General features: G+C 65.7%; 14 protein-coding genes and 1 tRNA gene. 9 read left to right on the top strand and 6 right to left on the bottom strand.

Features of this window, described 5'->3' with window-relative positions:
- Window positions 1–699 carry a YoaK family protein gene (locus ACQGNJ_RS08360; protein WP_426688775.1) on the top strand — a complete coding sequence of 233 codons (699 nt, stop codon included), beginning with the start codon at window positions 1–3 and terminating at the stop codon, window positions 697–699.
- An 8-nt stretch (window positions 700–707) separates the two neighbouring features.
- On the opposite strand, the gene ACQGNJ_RS08355 is transcribed toward ACQGNJ_RS08360, so the two are convergent.
- Entirely contained in the window at window positions 708–3,794 is a 3,087-nt protein-coding gene (locus ACQGNJ_RS08355; RefSeq protein WP_426688774.1) for a ligand-binding sensor domain-containing diguanylate cyclase, read from the bottom strand.
- Between the two features lie 156 nt (window positions 3,795–3,950).
- Between ACQGNJ_RS08355 and ACQGNJ_RS08350 the strand changes: the two genes are divergently transcribed.
- The 4 genes from ACQGNJ_RS08350 (at window position 3,951) to ACQGNJ_RS08335 (ending at window position 7,905) form a co-directional block, all read left to right on the top strand.
- The gene (locus ACQGNJ_RS08350; RefSeq protein ID WP_426688773.1) at window positions 3,951–5,306 is read left to right on the top strand and encodes a replication-associated recombination protein A; all 1,356 of its coding nucleotides are present in this window, start codon (window positions 3,951–3,953) and stop codon (window positions 5,304–5,306) included.
- A gap of 78 nt (window positions 5,307–5,384) precedes the next feature.
- A complete protein-coding gene (locus tag ACQGNJ_RS08345; RefSeq protein ID WP_426688772.1) occupies window positions 5,385–5,963 on the top strand; it encodes a hypothetical protein in 579 nt (192 codons plus the stop codon).
- A 281-nt stretch (window positions 5,964–6,244) separates the two neighbouring features.
- Window positions 6,245–7,525, top strand: coding sequence for a serine--tRNA ligase (serS, locus tag ACQGNJ_RS08340; RefSeq protein WP_426688771.1), 1,281 nt, complete (start codon window positions 6,245–6,247; stop codon window positions 7,523–7,525).
- On the top strand, window positions 7,522–7,905 hold the full coding sequence (locus ACQGNJ_RS08335) for an LrgA (protein WP_426688770.1): 384 nt from the start codon (window positions 7,522–7,524) through the stop codon (window positions 7,903–7,905). Before serS ends, ACQGNJ_RS08335 begins: the two co-directional genes overlap by 4 nt.
- Before the next feature lie 43 nt (window positions 7,906–7,948).
- Here ACQGNJ_RS08335 and ACQGNJ_RS08330 read toward each other — a convergent pair whose 3' ends face one another.
- Window positions 7,949–8,743 (bottom strand): CHAD domain-containing protein, encoded by a 795-nt coding sequence (locus ACQGNJ_RS08330; protein ID WP_426688769.1) that lies wholly within the window; start codon window positions 8,741–8,743, stop codon window positions 7,949–7,951.
- A gap of 517 nt (window positions 8,744–9,260) precedes the next feature.
- On the opposite strand from ACQGNJ_RS08330, the gene ACQGNJ_RS08325 reads away from it, so the two are divergent.
- Window positions 9,261–9,350: transfer RNA gene (locus ACQGNJ_RS08325), tRNA-Ser, on the top strand.
- A gap of 224 nt (window positions 9,351–9,574) precedes the next feature.
- Here the strand turns inward: ACQGNJ_RS08325 and ACQGNJ_RS08320 are convergent.
- A complete protein-coding gene (locus ACQGNJ_RS08320; RefSeq protein ID WP_426688768.1) occupies window positions 9,575–10,492 on the bottom strand; it encodes an STM4504/CBY_0614 family protein in 918 nt (305 codons plus the stop codon).
- Window positions 10,493–10,945: 453 nt separating this feature from the next.
- Here ACQGNJ_RS08320 and ACQGNJ_RS08315 point away from each other — a divergent pair, with 453 nt between their 5' ends.
- Window positions 10,946–11,230, top strand: coding sequence for a BrnT family toxin (locus tag ACQGNJ_RS08315; RefSeq protein WP_426688767.1), 285 nt, complete (start codon window positions 10,946–10,948; stop codon window positions 11,228–11,230).
- The gene (locus tag ACQGNJ_RS08310; protein WP_426688851.1) at window positions 11,220–11,504 is read left to right on the top strand and encodes a BrnA antitoxin family protein; all 285 of its coding nucleotides are present in this window, start codon (window positions 11,220–11,222) and stop codon (window positions 11,502–11,504) included. The genes ACQGNJ_RS08315 and ACQGNJ_RS08310 overlap by 11 nt, the downstream gene beginning before the upstream one ends.
- A gap of 140 nt (window positions 11,505–11,644) precedes the next feature.
- Here ACQGNJ_RS08310 and ACQGNJ_RS08305 read toward each other — a convergent pair whose 3' ends face one another.
- Window positions 11,645–12,931 (bottom strand): NRAMP family divalent metal transporter, encoded by a 1,287-nt coding sequence (locus tag ACQGNJ_RS08305; RefSeq protein ID WP_426688766.1) that lies wholly within the window; start codon window positions 12,929–12,931, stop codon window positions 11,645–11,647.
- A gap of 184 nt (window positions 12,932–13,115) precedes the next feature.
- Between ACQGNJ_RS08305 and ACQGNJ_RS08300 the strand changes: the two genes are divergently transcribed.
- The gene (locus ACQGNJ_RS08300) at window positions 13,116–15,518 is read left to right on the top strand and encodes a phosphoketolase family protein (RefSeq protein ID WP_426688765.1); all 2,403 of its coding nucleotides are present in this window, start codon (window positions 13,116–13,118) and stop codon (window positions 15,516–15,518) included.
- A 4-nt stretch (window positions 15,519–15,522) separates the two neighbouring features.
- On the opposite strand, the gene ACQGNJ_RS08295 is transcribed toward ACQGNJ_RS08300, so the two are convergent.
- Both ACQGNJ_RS08295 and ACQGNJ_RS08290 read right to left on the bottom strand, forming a co-directional pair.
- Entirely contained in the window at window positions 15,523–16,716 is a 1,194-nt protein-coding gene (locus tag ACQGNJ_RS08295) for an acetate/propionate family kinase (protein ID WP_426688764.1), read from the bottom strand.
- Window positions 16,713–17,711: a bifunctional enoyl-CoA hydratase/phosphate acetyltransferase gene (locus tag ACQGNJ_RS08290; RefSeq protein ID WP_426688763.1), complete on the bottom strand. Its 999-nt coding sequence runs from the start codon at window positions 17,709–17,711 to the stop codon at window positions 16,713–16,715. Before ACQGNJ_RS08290 ends, ACQGNJ_RS08295 begins: the two co-directional genes overlap by 4 nt.
- Between the last annotated feature and the right edge of the window lie 217 nt (window positions 17,712–17,928).

Here is a 17,928-nt window from a genome sequence, read left to right as displayed (position 1 = left end):
ATGCCCGTCCTGCGCCAGTTGCCGCGTTGGGCATGGGTGGGCGGCGGCGTGCTGGCGTTCATTGCCGGCATCGTCAACGCGGCCGGCTATCTTGGCTTCCGCCACCAGGCGATCACCAACCTGACCGGTTCGACGACCCTGCTGGGCGCGGCGCTGGGCAGCGGCAATGCGCCGGAGATCGTGCACTGGGGACTGTCGGTGGCGGCGTTTGTCGCCGGCGCCGTGCTGAGCGGGATCATCGTGCAGCAGCACACGCTCAAGCTCGGCCGCCGCTACGGTCTGGCGCTGATGCTGGAATCGGCGCTGCTGTTTGCCGCGGTGCCGTTGCTCGATCATGGCAATCCGATCGGAATCTATCTCGCCTCGATCGGCATCGGTCTGCAGAACGGCATGGCCAGCACCTATAGCGGCATGGTGTTCCGGACCACGCATGTCTCGGGCATGTTCACCGACCTGGGCATCTACATCGGGCAGCGCCTGCGCGGCCTGCAGGTGGACAGCTTGCGCGTCCGCGTGTGCGTGCTGGTGGTAAGCACGTTCACCATGGGCGGCGCGGCTGGCGCGTTGCTGTTCAAGCTGCTGCAGGAACGCACCTTGCTGGTGCCGGCCGCCTTGACCGGTCTGTGCGGCCTGAGCTACGGCCTCTACCGGCAATACAGGATCAACATCGAGGGCCGTGAGGAAGTCCGGGCCGATTGATGCCGGCCTCAGCTGGCCAGGGCGCAGCAGTTGCGGCCATTGCGCTTGGCCTGGTACAGCGCCTTGTCGGTGCGCGCCAGCCATGACTCGAATGTTTCATGCGGCTGCTGCTGCGCGATGCCGATGCTTGCCGTCACCGTCATCGCGGAGCCGTCGTGGATCAGCGGCATGTCGGCCAGTTCCACGCGGATGCGTTCGATGATCTCGTGGGCCTGCTGCAGCTGCGTGTCAGGCAGGCACAGCACGAATTCCTCGCCGCCGTAGCGGCCGATCAGGTCGCTGTGTCGGCAGTGCCGCGCGATCAAGCCGACCGCCTGGCAGATCACCGAGTCGCCGGCCTGGTGGCCGTGCGTGTCGTTGATCTGCTTGAAGCGATCGAGATCGAACAGCGCCATGCAGGCGGGGCCTTCGGGCGACTGTTCGCAGAGCTTGCGCACCAGTTCCATGAAGCGCCGACGGTTGTAGACGCCGGTGAGCCCATCCGTGCTGGCCAGCTCGTCCAGTCGGTGGTTGGCGGCACGCAGGGCACGCGTGTGCTCGTCGATCTCGCGTTGCAGGCGCAGGGCCTGATGGCGCAGGTAGAGCGTGCGCAGGTGCACCAGCAGTCCGATCAGCAGCAGCAGCAGGATGGCCGCGGCGATGCGCGCGCGGGTGGTTTCATACCAGTACGGGCTGACCACCACCTTCAATTGCGTTTCGGTCTTGCGCGACTGCAGGCCCTGGGTGGTGGCGACCACGTGCAGCGTGTAGCTGCCATGGGGCAGGTTGGTGTAGTTGGCACTGGGCGCGCTACCCCTGGGGATGTCGGTCCAGGCCTGATCGAAGCCCTCCAGGCGATAGCGGTAGGTCGTCTCCAGCGGTGCCTGGTAGTCGAGCAGGGCGAAGTTCAGGCGCAGGTTGTGGGTGTCGCCGTCGATCCTGAGGCTGCCGCCATCGGCGGGCAGCTTGCCGAAAGGCACCAGCACGCCGTTGACCTCGGCGCGGGTGATCGCCAGCGGCGCCAATGGCGTCGCGGCCGGTTGCCAGTGCGGGCGAATCACGGTGAGCCCGGCCTGGCCGCCGAACAGCAGTTCGCCGTTGGGTGCCCGCGCCGCGGCGATGCTCACGTAGCTGGCAATGTGCAGGCCGTCGCGGGCGCCGAGGTTGTCCACCGCCAGCGTGTTGCTGTCGACCCGCGCCACGCCGTTGGACAGGCTGGCCCAGATCTGCCCGCGGTCATCGGCCAGCACGGTGTTGATGTTGTCGCTGGACAGGCCGTCGCCGGTACCGATGGTCCGCGCGCTCCAGGCGCCACTGGCCTGCTTGTGCAACACGCTCAGCCCACCCAGCGTGCTGGCCCACACCCGCCCATCCGCCGCGGACATCAGCGAGCTGATGTAGTCCTGCGGCAGGCTGGTGGGATCGCCGCGACGGTGCAGCAGGTTGGTGAAACTGGCGGGCACGCTGTTGCCGTGCGCGATGCTGATGCCGCGGCTGGTGGCGTACCACCAGTCGCTGCCCACCCGCACGATCTCGCGCACCGTGTTGCTGGCCAGGCTGTTCGGGTCGCCGGGATGATGGCTGAGATGCTCCAGCGCATGCGTGCGCGGGTTGTAGCGATAGATGCCGTCGTAGGTGCCGATCACCACCCGTTCGCCGTCCGGCTTCAGGCCCAGCACGGGTTTGTCGTGCAGTTCGGGCAGGATCGAGTTCTCGATCGCCAGGGTGTTCGGGTCGATCCGCGCCAGGCCCTGGGTGCCCACCAGAATCGAGCCGTCGGATGCTTCGGTGATGCTGTGCACGCCGCGCTGGATCTGGCTGCCGGCCAGGCGCAGGTGACTCATCCGACCGGCTTTCAGGTCGATCACGTCGATATGCCCGGCGCCCAGGCCCAGCCAGATGCGGCTGCGCGTGTCGACGAAGATCGCGCGCACGTTGGAGGTGCTCAGCGCATTCGGATCCAGCGGCGAGGGCAGCAGCGAAAATGCGGTGTGGGTGCCCTGGTGGGTGCGTGCCACGCCCAGGTCGGTGGCGGCCCACAAATTGCCCGCGCGATCGAGCAGCAGCGAGCGCACCGAGTCGCCGGGCAGTGAAGAATGCACCGCGGGGTCGTGGGTGATCGCCCGGCTGGCGGGATTCCCGGGCCTGTATTCGACGACGCCGTTGCCGTCGGTGGCGATCCAGACGTTCTGGTCAGCCACTTCCAGCATGTCGCGCACGGTGGGGTGGCGCGCACCGTTGGCGTAGCCACTGAAACCGGGCACGCCGTGCCAGCTGCCGTCGGCGTCGCGCCAGGCCGCGCCGGCCTGCACGCTGCCCACCCACAGCCGCCCGGCGCGATCCTGCAGAATGCTCCAGATCTGGTCGCCAAGCACGGCGCCGGCATCCTGGTCGGTGGACGCTTCGCGCACGAAGGCATCGGTGCCCGCATGGCGCACGAACAGGCCGCTGTTGTTGCCCAGCCAGACATTGCCGTCACGGTCCTGCAGCACGCTGAAATTGCGCGCCACCGTGGCCGTGCCGGTGTCGATCCGGCGGATGGCGCCGCTGGCCAGGTCCAGGTGATCGAGTCCACCCTCGGTGGCCACCCAGACGCCGCCGGCCCGATCGCTGCTGATCGCGTAGACCTTGTGATCCGACAGTCCCTTCGGTCCCACCGGGTAGACCTTGAAACTGTTGTCCGTGGGATCGAAGTGGACCAGTCCCCCGGCATTGGTGCCGATCAGCAGGCCGCCGTCGGGCAGCGCATACAGCGAGCGCACATAGTTGTCGGGCAGACCGGAGCGCTGGTTGCTGCGGGTACCCAGCACTTCGATGCGATAGCCGTCATAGCGAACGAGCCCGCCGATGGTGCCGATCCAGATCACCCCGCTGCGATCCTGCACGACGGCGGTGGTGGTGGAGTGCGGTATGCCTTCGGCGATGTCCAGCGTGGTAAACCAGGGCGCATCGAACGGCGCCCACGGATCGCTGCCGGCGGCGCGGGCCGGGGCGAACGCCAGCAGCAGGCACAGCAGCAACGCGGCCAGGGCCGCCGTGCAACGCAGCTGGCTGCCCGGCCGCATCACGAATGACGCAGACGGCGGGGCCGATACGCGCAGATCGCGTCTGCCCAAAATGCTTTGCGCAAGCAGGAATCCCCCGTACTCGACTTCATCTAGCCCAGCCCCCCGGCTGATCCGTGTCGGCAAGGGCCGCATGGTGGCGACATTCTAGCGGTATTTCCCGGCCGCAAGCCGTCACCTTTCCGCTACGCCGCCGGGCGCGGGACGATGCCTTATCATGGCCCGATGCCACGCCCGACTTCCCCCGCAAGCCCAGGTCTTTTCGCCGAACCCGAAGCACTCAAGCCGCTGGCCGAGCGCATGCGCCCGCGCAGCCTCGACGAAATCGTCGGCCAGCAGCGGCTGGTCGGCGCGGACAAGGCGCTGCGCCGCGCACTGGAAGCGGGCAAGATCCACTCGATGGTGCTGTGGGGGCCGCCCGGTTGCGGCAAGACCACGCTGGCCTTGCTGGTGGCGCGCTATGCCGATGCGGACTTCCGCGCGATCTCCGCGGTGCTGTCCGGCCTGCCGGACGTGCGCAAGGCGCTGGCCGAGGCCGAGGTGAATTTCGCCCAGGGGCGGCGCACCGTGCTGTTCGTCGACGAGGTGCACCGCTTCAACAAGACCCAGCAGGATGCGTTCCTGCCGCACATCGAGCGCGGCGTGATCATCTTCATCGGCGCCACCACCGAGAACCCCTCGTTCGAATTGAACTCGGCGCTGCTGTCGCGTTGCCGCGTGCACGTGCTGGAGCCGGTTTCCAGCGACGACATCATCGCCGCGCTGAAGCGTGCGCTGGTCGACGGCGAACGCGGACTGGGGGAATTGCAGCTGCAGGTCGCCGACGAGTCGCTGGAGTCGATCGCCCAGGCCGCCGACGGCGACGTGCGCCGTGCGCTGACCCTGCTGGAAATCGCCGCCGAGCTGGCCGAAGACCGGAAGATCGACGAAACCACCCTGAGCCAGGTGCTGGCCGACCGCACCCGTCGCTTCGACAAGCAGGGCGAGCAGTTCTACGACCAGATCTCGGCGCTGCACAAATCCGTGCGCTCGTCCGACCCCGACGCCGCGGTGTACTGGCTGTGCCGCATGCTCGACGGCGGCGTCGATCCGCTGTATCTGGCCCGCCGGATGACCCGCATGGCGGTGGAAGACATCGGCCTGGCCGAGCCGCGCGCCTGGCGCATGGCGCTGGACGCGTGGGACACCTACGAGCGCCTGGGCAGCCCCGAGGGCGAACTGGGCCTGGCCCAGCTGGCGATCTGGCTGGCGATCTCGCCCAAGAGCAACGCGGCGTACATGGCTTACAACAAGGCCCGCGCCGCGGTGCGCGAAGGCGGCACGCTGGAAGTGCCGATGCACCTGCGCAACGCGCCAACCAAGTTGATGAAAGGCATGGGCTACGGCCAGGGCTACCAGTACGACCACGATGCCGAAGGCGGCATCGCGCTGGACCAGCAATGCCTGCCCGAGGGCCTCGAAGGCACGGTGTTCTACGAGCCGGTCGAGCGCGGCCTGGAACTGCAGCTGCGCGAGAAACTGCTGGCCCTGCGCGCCGCCCGCGAGAAAGCCCGCGGCGGCTGATCCGCGCTGCTGCACGCACCCTTGCACACCGTGCGAAAGCCGACCTAGATTCGCCGCATCAACCGGGGAGGGTGGATCATGCGCGTACTGGTAGCGGGTCTGATCGGCGGCATCGTGATGTTCGTGTGGGGCGTGGCGGCGCACATGGCGCTGGGCCTTGGCGAGGAGGGCATCCGTCTGCCGGTCAACGAGAACGCCGTGCTGAGCAGCCTGCATGAAGGCCTCGGCAGCCAGCCCGGCATCTACCTGCTGCCATCGCTGGACCCGAACAAGATGGGCGACGAGGCGGTGCTGAAGGCCTACTCGGCCAAGGCGGCGGCCTCACCGTATGCCTTCGTGGTCTACCTGCCGCAAGGCGACGACATGATGCAGATGGGACCGCAGATCGGCCGCCAGTGGGCCTCCGACACGCTCGCCGCGCTGGCACTGGCCTTCATGCTCGGGCTGGCAGGCTTGAGTTTCCGCCGGCGCGTGACTGTGGCGGCGGCTGCCGCGGCATTCGCCTGGCTGTGCACGGTGGTGCCGTACTGGAACTGGTACCGCTTCCCGCTCGACTTCACCCTCGCCGCGCTGGTCGAACAACTCGTCGGCTGGCTGCTCGCCGGCGCCGCCATCGCCTGGTGGCTGGGCCGCAGCGAACGCAAACTCGCCAGCTAAATCCGCCTGCATCGCTGCTTGCGAAGCCGGGTTTTGCTCCCTCCCCTGCGACCGAAGGAAGTCCCCTTGCGGGACGTGCAGCAGGGGAGGGCCGGGGAGGGGTGAAGCCCCCCACGCCAACCAGAAATTGTGCGATCACGCAGGGGTGAAGCCCCCCACGCCAACCAAACGTTGTGGGTCCGCACAAAGCTGAAGCCCCCACGCCAACCAAGACTCACATTGCGGCCACCACCACCCCCCAGCGATAATTCCCGGTTCAAGCCTTCACCTGGACTTCGCTCATGCTGGATCCCTCCCTGCTGCGTTCGCGCCTCGCCGAAACCGCCGCACGTCTGGCCGAAACCCGTGGCTACATGCTCGACGTGGCCACCGTCGAGTCGCTGGAGAACAGCCGCAAGCAGCTGGCGATGGAAACCCAGGAACTGCAGAACCTGCGCAACACCCGCTCCAAGGCGATCGGCCAGGCCAAGGCCAAGGGCGAAGACGTGGCCGCGTTGATGGCCGAGGTCGCCGGCATCGGCGACAAGCTCAAGGCCAACGAACAGGCGCTGGCCGAGGTGCAGGCGAAGCTGGCCGACATAGCGCTGGGCATCCCGAACATCCCGCACGAGTCGGTGCCCATCGGCAAGGACGAGCACGGCAACGTCGAAGTGAGCCGCTGGGGCACGCCGCACAGCTTCGATTTCGCGGTGAAGGATCACGTCGAGCTGGGCGAACGTCACGGCTGGCTCGACGGCGACGCCGGCGCCAAGCTGTCCGGCGCGCGCTTCACCGTGCTGCGCGGCCAGCTGGCCCACCTGCATCGCGCGCTCGGCCAGTTCATGCTCGACCTGCACACCGGCGAGCACGGCTACCTCGAATGCAACGTGCCGGTGATCGTCAACGCCGACAGCATGCAGGGCACCGGCCAGCTGCCGAAGTTCGAGGAAGACCTGTTCGCCACCGAAGTCGGCGAAACGAAGCGCTACCTGATTCCCACCGCCGAAGTCTCGCTGACCAACCTGGTGCGCGACACCATCCAGGACGCCGACGCACTGCCGCTGCGCCTCACCGCGCACACGCTGTGCTTCCGCGCCGAGGCCGGCAGCTATGGTCGCGACACCCGCGGCATGATCCGCCAGCACCAGTTCGAGAAAGTCGAGATGGTGCACATCGCCCGTGCCGACCAGTCGCACGCGCAGCTGGAGGAAATGGTCGGTCACGCCGAAACCGTGCTGCAGAAACTCGGCCTGCCGTACCGCAAGATGCTGTTGTGCAGCGGCGACATGGGCTTCACCGCGGTCAAGACCTACGACCTCGAAGTGTGGCTGCCCAGCCAGCAGACCTACCGCGAAATCTCCAGCTGCTCCAACTGCGAGGACTTCCAGGCCCGCCGCCTGCAAGCTCGCGTGCGCAACGCCGACACTGGCAAGCCGGAGCTGGTGCACACCTTGAACGGCTCCGGCCTCGCCATTGGCCGCACCCTGATCGCGGTGATGGAGAACAACCAGAACGCCGACGGCTCGATCAACGTGCCTGACGTGCTGCGCCCGTACATGGCCGGGCTGGATCGCATTGCATGAACGCCGCAGCGCCGGTGCGCGGCACCTGGGACAAGGTCGAGTTCTATACCAGCTACTTCCTGCTGATCGTGTTGGCCACGGTGATCGGCATGCGGCTGAGCTTCGATACGGTGTGGCAGATGCCGACGGTCGACCTCGTGCTCTCCGTCATCGCGTTGCTGCTGGTCGTCGGCAGCTTCTGGTTCGCCCGTCACAGCCGCCGCCTGCGCCTGTGGATCATCGCCTTCGCCAGCGCCACGCAGCTGATCCCGATGGTGATCCGTCAACCGGTGCTGCTGTTCCCGCTGCTGGGTGCGCTGATCCCGGTGGCGATCCTGGTGGGCTGTCTGGTGGCGTTGTCGAAGAAGAGCGCCAATGTCCGTCCACCGCAAGGTTCCTGATAGACCGAGTTGCTCCGCCGGCAGCGCAAACTGGCGGGCGGCATCATGATTTCAGGCGCCCGATCTCGTGATCGATGCCGCTGCGAAGCTGCTTCGCCAGCGCCGGGTTTCCAGCGTGGCGGATGCTCGAGCGAAGAACCTGCAAATCCTGCCGCCAGCCAAGTTTGTCTGCCAGACGACGCAGCGAACGCGTTGATTCCACTTTGCGTTTGACCGCTTCGAGATCTTTCCAGTCAGCCGACGCCGCAACCCCGTTCAACGTTTCAAGTTGCAATCGAAGGCGACGTACACGCTTGCGCCAACGATGAAGGCGGACCGACGAACCTTCTTCCCGCGCAGCAGTCTTCGCCTTCTCCAGGCGTCGCAGGCTATGCAGGACGGAGTCGCGCACCACCTTCTTCGTCAGGTCCGTCCATGGAAGGTCGGTTATCGCCAATGCCATCCGGCTTATCCTGGCGCGCCGTTTCGAAAAATCCGGATCGCGGGACAACGCAGCGTCAAGCAAACGGTCGCGGCGGTGACCCAGCTGATCGGATATTTCTTTCCAGTACGGCTGGTGGTCATTCGCCAGCTTGGACGCCGTTTCCACCACCACTTGAGCGTCACGAAGCGCAGACAGGCCATCAGCCAATCGATCCAGCGATTTGTCGATGGCATCAAACTTCGCGCCGAAAACGTCCCGGCCCAGAGCCAGCGTCCCCCGAAGCCTTCGTATGGCCTTGCGGGCCGCGTGAACAGCCAGGTGACGATCACTCTTCTTTTCGAGCGCCCGCCGTACTTCCTGCGCCTGCCTGGACGCCACCTCAGCAAGTTCCATCCCGAACAATTTCGATGCCATGTGCTGCAGGCTTCATTTGAAGACGGGCGACCAGTCTAGTCTGGGGATCGCTTCATTGCGCAGCACCTGGCAGCGACAAGGCGGCGATCTTCGGCGAGCCATGAGCCGAACGAGCTCGTCGCGTTGGCTAGCGACGCGACTGGCCGTACAATGCGTGTCCCATGGAGATGGCCGAGTGGTTCAAGGCAGCGGTCTTGACGCGGAGGCGGAGCCCGCCCCGGACTTGATCCGGGGAAGCCGAAGCGGACAGCGGCAAAGCCGCTGGCCCCGAAGGGGTGGAGGGCAGGATGCCCGGAATAAAACTGCCGTAGTGGCGCGCGAAGCGCATCTTGCTGCAGACAACGAGTTCTGGAGAGATGGCCGAGTGGTTTAAGGCAGCAGTCTTGACGCAGAGGCAGGAAGCCGAAGCGGACAGCGACGTAGTCGCTGGCCCCGAAGGGGCGAAGGGCAGGATGCCCGTAGCAAAACTGCCGTAGTGGCGCGCAACGCGCGCCTTGCAGCAGACAACAAAGTTTATGGAGAGATGGCCGAGTGGTTTAAGGCAGCAGTCTTGAAAACTGCCGTAGGTGTGAGCCTACCGTGGGTTCGAATCCCACTCTCTCCGCCAGAAACGCAAAACGCCCCCATGCGGGGCGTTTTGCGTTTCTGACGGTGACGACGGGGTGAGAACCCACCCGGGTTCGACAATTTTGTCTGGAACAAAATTGGACAGCCGCAGGCTGGCCCCGTAGCGCGCAGCGCGAAGGGGTGAGGCTCATGGATGAGCCGAACAATCCCGCTCGTCGTGCTGCCGCGTCAACATACAGGCGGTATTGACCTTGCTTGGCTCAGCTATTCGTTCAGCGCTTCGTTAGATTCGACCAGAAATAGAATATTCGAGGCCGTGAGGTTGAGGGCGTACCGAGCGACGTGCTCTGGAACAACCGTCACCTCCCTCCCTTGACCGTGCCCACCCAAAGTATTGCGAACAGTTGGAACACCACTCGCCAACAAGGTTCGAAGGGAACTAAGTTGCGAGTTGTAGCTCTTCGCAAACAGTCCTTGTTCCGCACATAAATCGATAAGGGCGCTAGCGGTTGCACCAGGTTTTGCCGTCCAATTTCGCTGATCACAGATAGTCTTCATGGTGCTTTCGAATGCCTTGAGTGAGTCAACCAAGCACTCTTTGTATCGGCCGTGCCTGTAGTGCTCGTGAGCGGCTAGAAACTCATCATTCGCGCCCGCAAAACCTTTTTGACGCAGAAATATGAGTGTGGGCTTGACCGCTTCAGCGTGTACATATTCCGAATCTACGCGAATAAGTTGACCCGACTCAAACCGAAAGCCGATGGCATGCTCCTTAAATCGCTCGTTTAGCTCTTCGATAGCCTCAGATGCCCGTGCTGCTCTGCCAGGGTAGTAGTGACGGGTAGGCCACATATGCTCCAAGTTAGCCACCACGAAGCAAAGCTCGACGATGTCGAGAGCTCTATCAATCGGTTGAACCGTTGTGAAAAATTGAAAGAGTTGTGTTCTCTGATCGAGCCGGCCGGGAAGCAGTTCAAAAAGTCCGTATTCGCGGCACAGGACGTTGACAACGTATGCGTATGCATTTTGTGACTCATCATGCGGCGCGGAGTCAAATACATCTTTGACAATGTGGTGAATTTGGACGCGAAGCTTTTCTGGCAAATCGTCGTAGGTGTAGACGTCGGGCATTTCGCCTCGAGCGCGGCGTTGACGCTTCGAATAAAGATCGAAGATTGGCATTGCGATTTCATCCCTGTCACGCCACGATCGGCTACTTATATTCGCGCGAAAAGGTGTCAGGGACAATTTCCTGAAAGGCGCTGGGGCAGATCGGCTCTACTCGTAAGAAGAAATGTCAGGGCAATCGATAGTAGGTGGTGAGGCGAACATCGCGTTCCTCAAATTGTCCCTGACACAGTTCTTGCCGAAGCCCATAGCCAACTCGCCATGAATTCCCCGCCGAGCGCATGCCGGCGTCGGTCAGCACGACCAATGGCGCATGCATCAAAACGGGGTCAGGTTCACTTCCTGAGGCCTGGTAAGTGAACCTGACCCCGTTCTGGAGCGGACCCCGTTCTGGAGCGGGCGGCGGCGAACGACCCGCCCAGGCAATGGGCAGCCGGCGCATGCCACTTTGACAGTCGCACTCCATGTAACTACAATTCGTAACTACGGAATCTGGAATCCACGGATATGGACTTCGAGTGGGACGATGCGAAGGCGGCTTCGAACCTGCGCAAGCATGGCATCGCCTTTGAAGATGCGGCCCATGTGTTTCTGGATGACGGACGTGTCGACATCGTCGATGTCCGCGAGGACTACGGTGAGATCCGATGGTTGACGATGGGTCGGGCGGGGCTGGTGTTGCTGGTCGTTGCCTGCACTTTGCGCGGTGCCGATGGAGACATCATCCGCATCATTTCGGCCCGCAAGGCCAATGCCAGCGAGCGAGCGTACTACCGTGAAAATGAAGCTTGATCCCAAACATCCCAAGCCGTTGACCGCCGTTCAGCGCAAGCGCCTGCAGGCGGTGGCGGACCAGCCGGATGGCAGCATCAACTACAGCGACATTGCCGCGATGTCGGCCGAGTTCTGGGCGAAGCATCGTCCGGCGCGAGTCGAACCCAAGGCGCAGGTGACCTTGCGGATCGACCAGGACGTGCTCGATTACTTCAAGCATGGTGGCAAGGGTTACCAGACACGGATCAACGATGTGCTGCGCAGTTTCGTGGCGGCCCACACACAAGGATGAGGGATGAGAACGAAGGCGATGAAATTCGGATAACAACGGCCTTCGTATTCTCAAAGCGAAAAAGAACGTGGCCAATCAGGATCGCCGCCGCAGACATCCCGGCGCACCTGGAATGACCTCACCTCATGCCGGACCGGGCCTCACTTCCCCCAGGTCACGAACATCACCACCACCGCCGCCGCCATCGCCGCGGTGGCCAGCCAGCCAAGCAGTTTCAGCGGCCAGGGCATGGTGAATTCGCCCATCAGGCCGGGGTTCGAGCCCATCAGCATCATCGCGATCATCAGCGGCACGGCGGCCACGCCGTTGATCACGGCGCTCCAGTACAGCGCTTTGATCGGGTCGAGCGGGGTGAGGTTGAGCGCGATGCCGAGCAGGGCGGAGCCGATCAGTACGGCGTAGAAAAAACGTGCCTCGCGCGGCTTGTATTCCAGCCCGCTGCGTTGGCCGAACGCGCCCGCGGCGGCATAGGCGGTGGCACCGGCCAGTACCGGCACGGCCAGCAGGCCGGTGCCGAGGATGCCGGCGGCGAACAGCATGAACGCAAGATCGCCGGCCAGCGGCCGCAGGGCTTCGGCGGCCTGGGCCGAGGACTGGATGTCGGTCTTGCCGTGGGCGTGCAGCACGACAGCGGCGGTGAGCACGATGCAGAACGCGATCAGGTTGGAGAAGATCATTCCCACCGTGGTGTCGATGCCGATCCGCCGCAGCGCGCTCGGCGCCTGCTGCGGCGCGTCGTGCAGCGGCTTGCGTTGCCTGCTCGATTCGATCTCTTCGACTTCTTCGGAGGCCTGCCAGCAGAACAGGTATGGGCTGATGGTGGTACCCAGCAAAGCCACCAGTCCCACCGCGTAGGCTGCATTCCAGCTGATTGGCGGCAGCACCACGCTGCGCAGCACGGCGCGCCAAGGCACGTCGATCACCAGCACGGTGGCGACGTAGGCGAACAGGCTGAGCGTGAGCACCTTGAGGACGGGCGAGTAGCGGGTGAACGGAATGAACACCTGCAACACCAACGACAGCAACGCGAAGCCGGCGGCGTAGAGCAGGGCCGGCCCGCCGATCAGCAGCGCCAGCGCCGCGCCCATCGCGCCGATGTCCGCCGCCAGGTTGATCACGTTGGCGATGACGACCAGCAGCAGCAAGCCGTAGACCAGCCTGCGCGGGTAGTACAGCCGCATGCCGTCCATCAGTCCGTGGCCGGTGACGCGACCGATGCCGGCGCTGATCGCCTGGATGGCGATCATCAGCGGCATGGTCACCAGCACGGCCCACAGCATGCCGTAGCCGAACGCCGCGCCCACCTGCGAGTAGGTGGCAATGCCGCTGGGGTCGTCGTCTGCCGCGCCGCTGATCAGGCCGGCGCCGAGATTGGCCCACGGCGGGGTCTGCGGACCGCCGTCTTCGGTGTTTTCATGTACGGTCATGCTGTGCTGTTTCCGATGCGTGATCCAACCGGGGCGCTGCAACGGCGTAAGGCAGGGGCGTGAAGATATCCAATGATGAAACTGTCGCACCGTGGGTGTGGCGAGGTGCCACAGCGAAATTCACGTCCCGTGAGGCGCATAGTGCCCTGAATTGCCCTTCTTGCATTTTCGGGAGTGCCTGATCATGACCACCGATACCTTGAACCCCCAGCCGCTAGCCCCCGACCAGTTGCAGGCCATCGACGCCTGGTGGCGCGCCGCGAACTACCTGGCGGTGGGGCAGATCTACCTGCGTGCGAATCCGCTGCTGCGCGAGCCGCTGAAGCTCGAACATGTCAAGCGCATGCAACTGGGCCACTGGGGCACCACGCCGGGGCAGAATTTCATCTATGCGCATCTGAACCGGGTGATCCGGCAGCACGAGCTGGACATGTTCTACATCTCCGGCCCCGGCCACGGCGGCCCGGCGGTGGTGGCAAATGCGTATCTGGATGGCACCTACAGCGAGGTGTATCCCGAGATCGGCCAGGACGAGGCGGGGCTGCAGCGGCTGTTCAAGCAGTTCTCGTTTCCGGGTGGCATACCCAGCCACGCCTCGCCGGAATGTCCGGGCTCGCTGCACGAGGGTGGTGAGCTGGGCTACTCATTGAGCCATGCGTTTGGCGCGGTGTTCGACAACCCCGAGCTGATCGCGGCCTGCGTGATCGGCGATGGCGAGGCGGAAACCGGGCCGCTGGCCACTGCCTGGCATTCGAACAAGTTTCTCGATCCGGTGGGTGACGGCGCGGTACTGCCGATCCTGCATCTGAACGGCTACAAGATCGCCAACCCCACCGTGCTGGCGCGGATCAGCCGCGAGGAACTGGAGCAGCTGCTGCGCGGCTACGGCTGGACGCCGCATTTCGTGCAGGGCAGCGATCCGCAGCTGATGCATCAGGCGATGGCCGCCACGCTCGACGCGGTGGTGGCGCAGATCCGCCAGATTCGCGACGATGCGCGCCTGCATGGCGTCACCACGCGGCCACGCTGGCCGATGATCGTGCTCGATTCGCCCAAGGGCTGGACCGGGCCGAAGATGGTCGACGGCAAGCCGAACGAGGGCACGTTCCGCGCGCACCAGGTGCCGATCCCCGTCACGGAAACCAGCCCGCCGGAACACCTGCAGCAGGTCGAGGCATGGCTGCGCAGCTATCGGCCGCAGGAGCTGTTCGACGAGCAGGGTCGGCTGCGCGCGGAACTGGCCGCGCTCGCCCCGGTCGGCAACCGCCGCATGAGCGCCAACCCGCACACCAACGGCGGCCTGCTGCTGCGCGATCTGTGCATGCCCGATTACCGCGAGCATGCGGTGGACGTGCCGCAGCCGGGCGTGCGCGGCATCGGCGACACGCGTGTGCTGGGGCCGTTCGTGCGCGAGGTAATCCGCTTGAACGCACGGCAGCGCAATTTTCGCGTGTTCGGGCCGGACGAAACCGTGTCGAACGGGCTGGCCGCCGTGTTCGAGGCTACCGACCGCCAGTGGGAGGCGGCTACCGCGCCGAACGACGAGTTTCTGGCGCCGCAGGGCCGGGTGCTGGAAATGCTCAGCGAGCATCAGTGCGAGGGATGGCTGGAAGGCTATCTGCTGACCGGTCGGCATGGCCTGTTCAACTGCTACGAGGCGTTCATCCACATCGTCGATTCGATGTTCAACCAGCACGCCAAGTGGCTGAAGATGACCGCCGCCATCCCGTGGCGGCGACCGCTCGCGTCGCTGAACTATCTGCTCGCTTCGCACGTGTGGCGGCAGGACCACAACGGCTTCACCCATCAGGATCCCGGCTTCATCGACCACGTGGTCAACAAGAAGGCCGAGATCGTGCGGGTGTACCTGCCGCCGGATGCGAACTGCCTGCTGTCGGTGATGGACCATTGCCTGCGCAGCCGCCACTACGTCAACGTGGTGATCGCAGGCAAGCATCCGGCTCCTCAATGGCTGGCGATGGAGGCGGCGCAACGGCACTGCAGCCAGGGCATCGGCATCTGGCCGTGGGCCAGCAGCGACGAGCAGGGCGAGCCCGACGTGGTGATGGCCTGTGCCGGCGACGTGCCCACGCTGGAGACGCTGGCCGCGGTGTCGATCCTGCGCCGTCACCTGCCGCAGCTGAAGCTGCGCGTGGTCAACGTGGTCGACCTGATGAAGCTGCAATCGCCCAGCGAGCATCCACACGGACTCGACGACGAGGACTTCGACCAGCTATTCACCCGCGACAAGCCGGTGATCTTCGCGTTCCACGGGTACCCCACGCTGATCCACCGGCTGACTTACCGGCGCACCAATCACGACAACCTGCACGTGCATGGCTACAAGGAGGAGGGCACCATCACCACCGCGTTCGACATGACCGTGCTCAACGCGCTGGACCGCTTCCACCTGGTCATCGATGTGATCAATCGCGTGCCGCAGCTCGGTGAGCAGGCCGCGCACCTCAAGCAGCGCCTGCAGGACAAGCTGCTGCAGCACAAGCAGTACATCGACGAGAACGGCCAGGACCTGCCGGAGATACGTCACTGGATGTGGAACGCGCCGGACGCCGGCAGGCTGGAGTAACGGTTCAGCGCGCCAGCAACGGCAGCGCGGCGGTGGCCGCGACCCACTCCTCGTTGGTGGGCTCGACCACCACGCGGACCTTGCTCGACGCGCTGGAGATCACCGGCGCATCGGCCGCGTTGGCGACCGGGTCGATCGCCACGCCCAGAAAGCCCAGCCCGGTGCAGACGCGTTCGCGGATCACCGCGTTGTGCTCGCCGATGCCGGCGGTGAAGGCCAGCATGTCCAGCCCGCCGAGGGTGGCCGTGAGCGCACCCAGCTCGCGCACGATGCTGCGCACATACAACGCCAGTGCCTCGCGCACGGGCGCCTCGTGCTCGCGTGGCAACAGCACGCGCGGGTCGTCGGACACGCCGGACACGCCGAGCAGGCCGGACTCGTGGTACAGCATGTGGCCCACGCGTTCGAGCGACAGCTTGCCGATCTGCATCAGGTAGATCACCGCGCCGGGATCCAGCGCGCCGCAGCGGGTGCCCATCATCAGGCCGTCCAGCGCGGAGAAGCCCATCGTGGTGGCCACGCTTTGCAGGTTCTGCATCGCGCACAGGCTGGCGCCGCTGCCCAGGTGCGCCACGATGGTGCGCCCGCGCGCGGCGTCGCCGTAGCGCTCGCCCAGCACCTGCGACTGGTAGGCGTAGGACAGGCCGTGGAAACCGTAGCGGCGCAGGCCCTGGTCCCACACCGCGCGCGGCAACGGCAGCATCTTCTCCACCGTCGGCATGCTCTGGTGAAACGCGGTGTCGAAGCAGGCCACCTGCGGCAGCCGCGGCAGCTCGGCCAGCAGCGCGGCGATCGCCTCCAGCGCAAACGGTTGGTGCAGCGGCGCCAGCGGTATGTAGCCTTGCAGGTCGGCCAACACCGCGGCGTCGATGCGCACCGGTACGAAGTACTTGCTGCCGCCGTGCACCACGCGATGCGCGATCGCCACGATGCGGCGACCTTCCAGCCGCGCCACGATGCGCCGACGCAGGTGGGCCAGGGCGTCGTGGTAGGGCCGCGCGGGATCCAGTGAGAGCGTTTCGCGCGCGGCACCGCTCTGGCTGAATCCCGGCGCCGGGCCGGTGATGCCCTCGACCTTGCCTTGCCACGCCGGGGTGCGCGACAGCGGCGTGTCGCGGGCATCGAACAGTGCAAACTTGATGCTGGACGAGCCGCAGTTGAGCACCAGGATCAGCGAGTCGGCGTCGCGGCTGGTCACGGCGGGCTGGCCCGGTAATGGTGGGCGACCAGCGCCGCGAGTGCGCACGAGGCGACCCGCGACTCGCGCGAGTCGGCGCGGCTGGTCAGCACGATCGGTACGCGCGCGCCCATCACGATGCCGGCACTGGCGGCATCGCCCAGGTATTCGAGCTGCTTGGCCAGCATGTTGCCGCTTTCCAGGTTGGGTACCAGCAGGATGTCGGCCAGGCCGGCCACGTCCGAGACGATGCCCTTGATCCGCGCGGCAGCGGCGGAAACGGCATTGTCGAAGGCCAGCGGCCCGTCCACCACGGCGCCGGTGATCTGACCGCGCTCGGCCATCTTGCACAGCGCGGCGGCATCCAGCGTGGCCTGCATGTGCGGGTTGACGGTTTCCACCGCGGCGAGAATCGCCACCCGCGGCACGGCCACGCCAAGGATCTGCGCCAGATCGATCGCATTGCGCATGATGTCGGCCTTCTGCTCCAGCGTGGGCGCGATGTTGATCGCCCCGTCGGTGATGATGAAGGGCCGTGGATACGCCGGGCTGTGCATCAGGTAGCAGTGCGAGATCCGGCGCTCCGTGCGCAGTCCCGCCGCGGCAGCCACCACCGCGGCCATCAGCTCGTCGGTGTGCAGGCTGCCTTTCATCAGCGCCTCGACGCGACCGTGGCTGGCCAGCTCCACCGCCCTGGCGGCGGCAGCGTGGCTGTGCGCCACGTCCTCGATGGCGATGCCGGCCAGATCCAGCCCGGCATCGCGGGCCAGCTGCAGCAGCCTGGTCCGCGGCGCCACCAGCAGCGGGTCGATCAGGCCGGCGGTGTGTGCCTCCAGCGCTGCCGCAAGGCTGGTTTCGTCGCAGGGGTGCACCACCGCCATGCGGATCGGCCCCAGCTTGCGTGCGCGTGTGGTCAGCGCCTGGTGGCTGTCATCGGGCCCGCCCACGGGCGGCAGGCAGTGGCCCGTCGGTGCAGCAGGGGAGAGCACATCGGCTTCCGTTGGAATGTCAGCCACGGCGGGCCTCCTGTGATGGGCGGAGCGGGCAATCCAGCCATGCGGCGGACTGCCTGCAGCAGGTCGTCGCGTGCCCAGCGCGGGCTTGCCGGCCACTCTACGTCGATTGCGTGGTCACCGCTGCCCGCGCGACGTGATGCCGCAAGCTGGCGGCGGGCCGGGTGCGCCAGCGCCCGCGCCGCCTGGTCGGCGAAGCGGGCGCCGCGCACACGGCAGC

The sequence above is a fragment of the Rhodanobacter ginsengiterrae genome (genome assembly GCF_050026815.1).
GTDB lineage: Bacteria > Pseudomonadota > Gammaproteobacteria > Xanthomonadales > Rhodanobacteraceae > Rhodanobacter > Rhodanobacter ginsengiterrae.
This window is presented reverse-complemented; position numbering and strand designations above follow the sequence as displayed.

What these genes read in the sequence shown, in the direction of transcription:
- ACQGNJ_RS08330 (WP_426688769.1), bottom strand. Translation starts at nt 8,743, where the DNA reads ATGGCATCGAAATTGTTCGGGATGGAACTTGCTGAGGTGGCGTCCAGG.
- ACQGNJ_RS08335 (WP_426688770.1), top strand. Translation starts at nt 7,522, where the DNA reads ATGAACGCCGCAGCGCCGGTGCGCGGCACCTGGGACAAGGTCGAGTTC.
- ACQGNJ_RS08315 (WP_426688767.1), top strand. Translation starts at nt 10,946, where the DNA reads ATGGACTTCGAGTGGGACGATGCGAAGGCGGCTTCGAACCTGCGCAAG.
- ACQGNJ_RS08320 (WP_426688768.1), bottom strand. Translation starts at nt 10,492, where the DNA reads ATGCCAATCTTCGATCTTTATTCGAAGCGTCAACGCCGCGCTCGAGGC.
- ACQGNJ_RS08305 (WP_426688766.1), bottom strand. Translation starts at nt 12,931, where the DNA reads ATGACCGTACATGAAAACACCGAAGACGGCGGTCCGCAGACCCCGCCG.
- ACQGNJ_RS08350 (WP_426688773.1), top strand. Translation starts at nt 3,951, where the DNA reads ATGCCTTATCATGGCCCGATGCCACGCCCGACTTCCCCCGCAAGCCCA.
- serS (WP_426688771.1), top strand. Translation starts at nt 6,245, where the DNA reads ATGCTGGATCCCTCCCTGCTGCGTTCGCGCCTCGCCGAAACCGCCGCA.
- ACQGNJ_RS08360 (WP_426688775.1), top strand. Translation starts at nt 1, where the DNA reads ATGCCCGTCCTGCGCCAGTTGCCGCGTTGGGCATGGGTGGGCGGCGGC.
- ACQGNJ_RS08300 (WP_426688765.1), top strand. Translation starts at nt 13,116, where the DNA reads ATGACCACCGATACCTTGAACCCCCAGCCGCTAGCCCCCGACCAGTTG.
- ACQGNJ_RS08345 (WP_426688772.1), top strand. Translation starts at nt 5,385, where the DNA reads ATGCGCGTACTGGTAGCGGGTCTGATCGGCGGCATCGTGATGTTCGTG.
- ACQGNJ_RS08310 (WP_426688851.1), top strand. Translation starts at nt 11,220, where the DNA reads ATGAAGCTTGATCCCAAACATCCCAAGCCGTTGACCGCCGTTCAGCGC.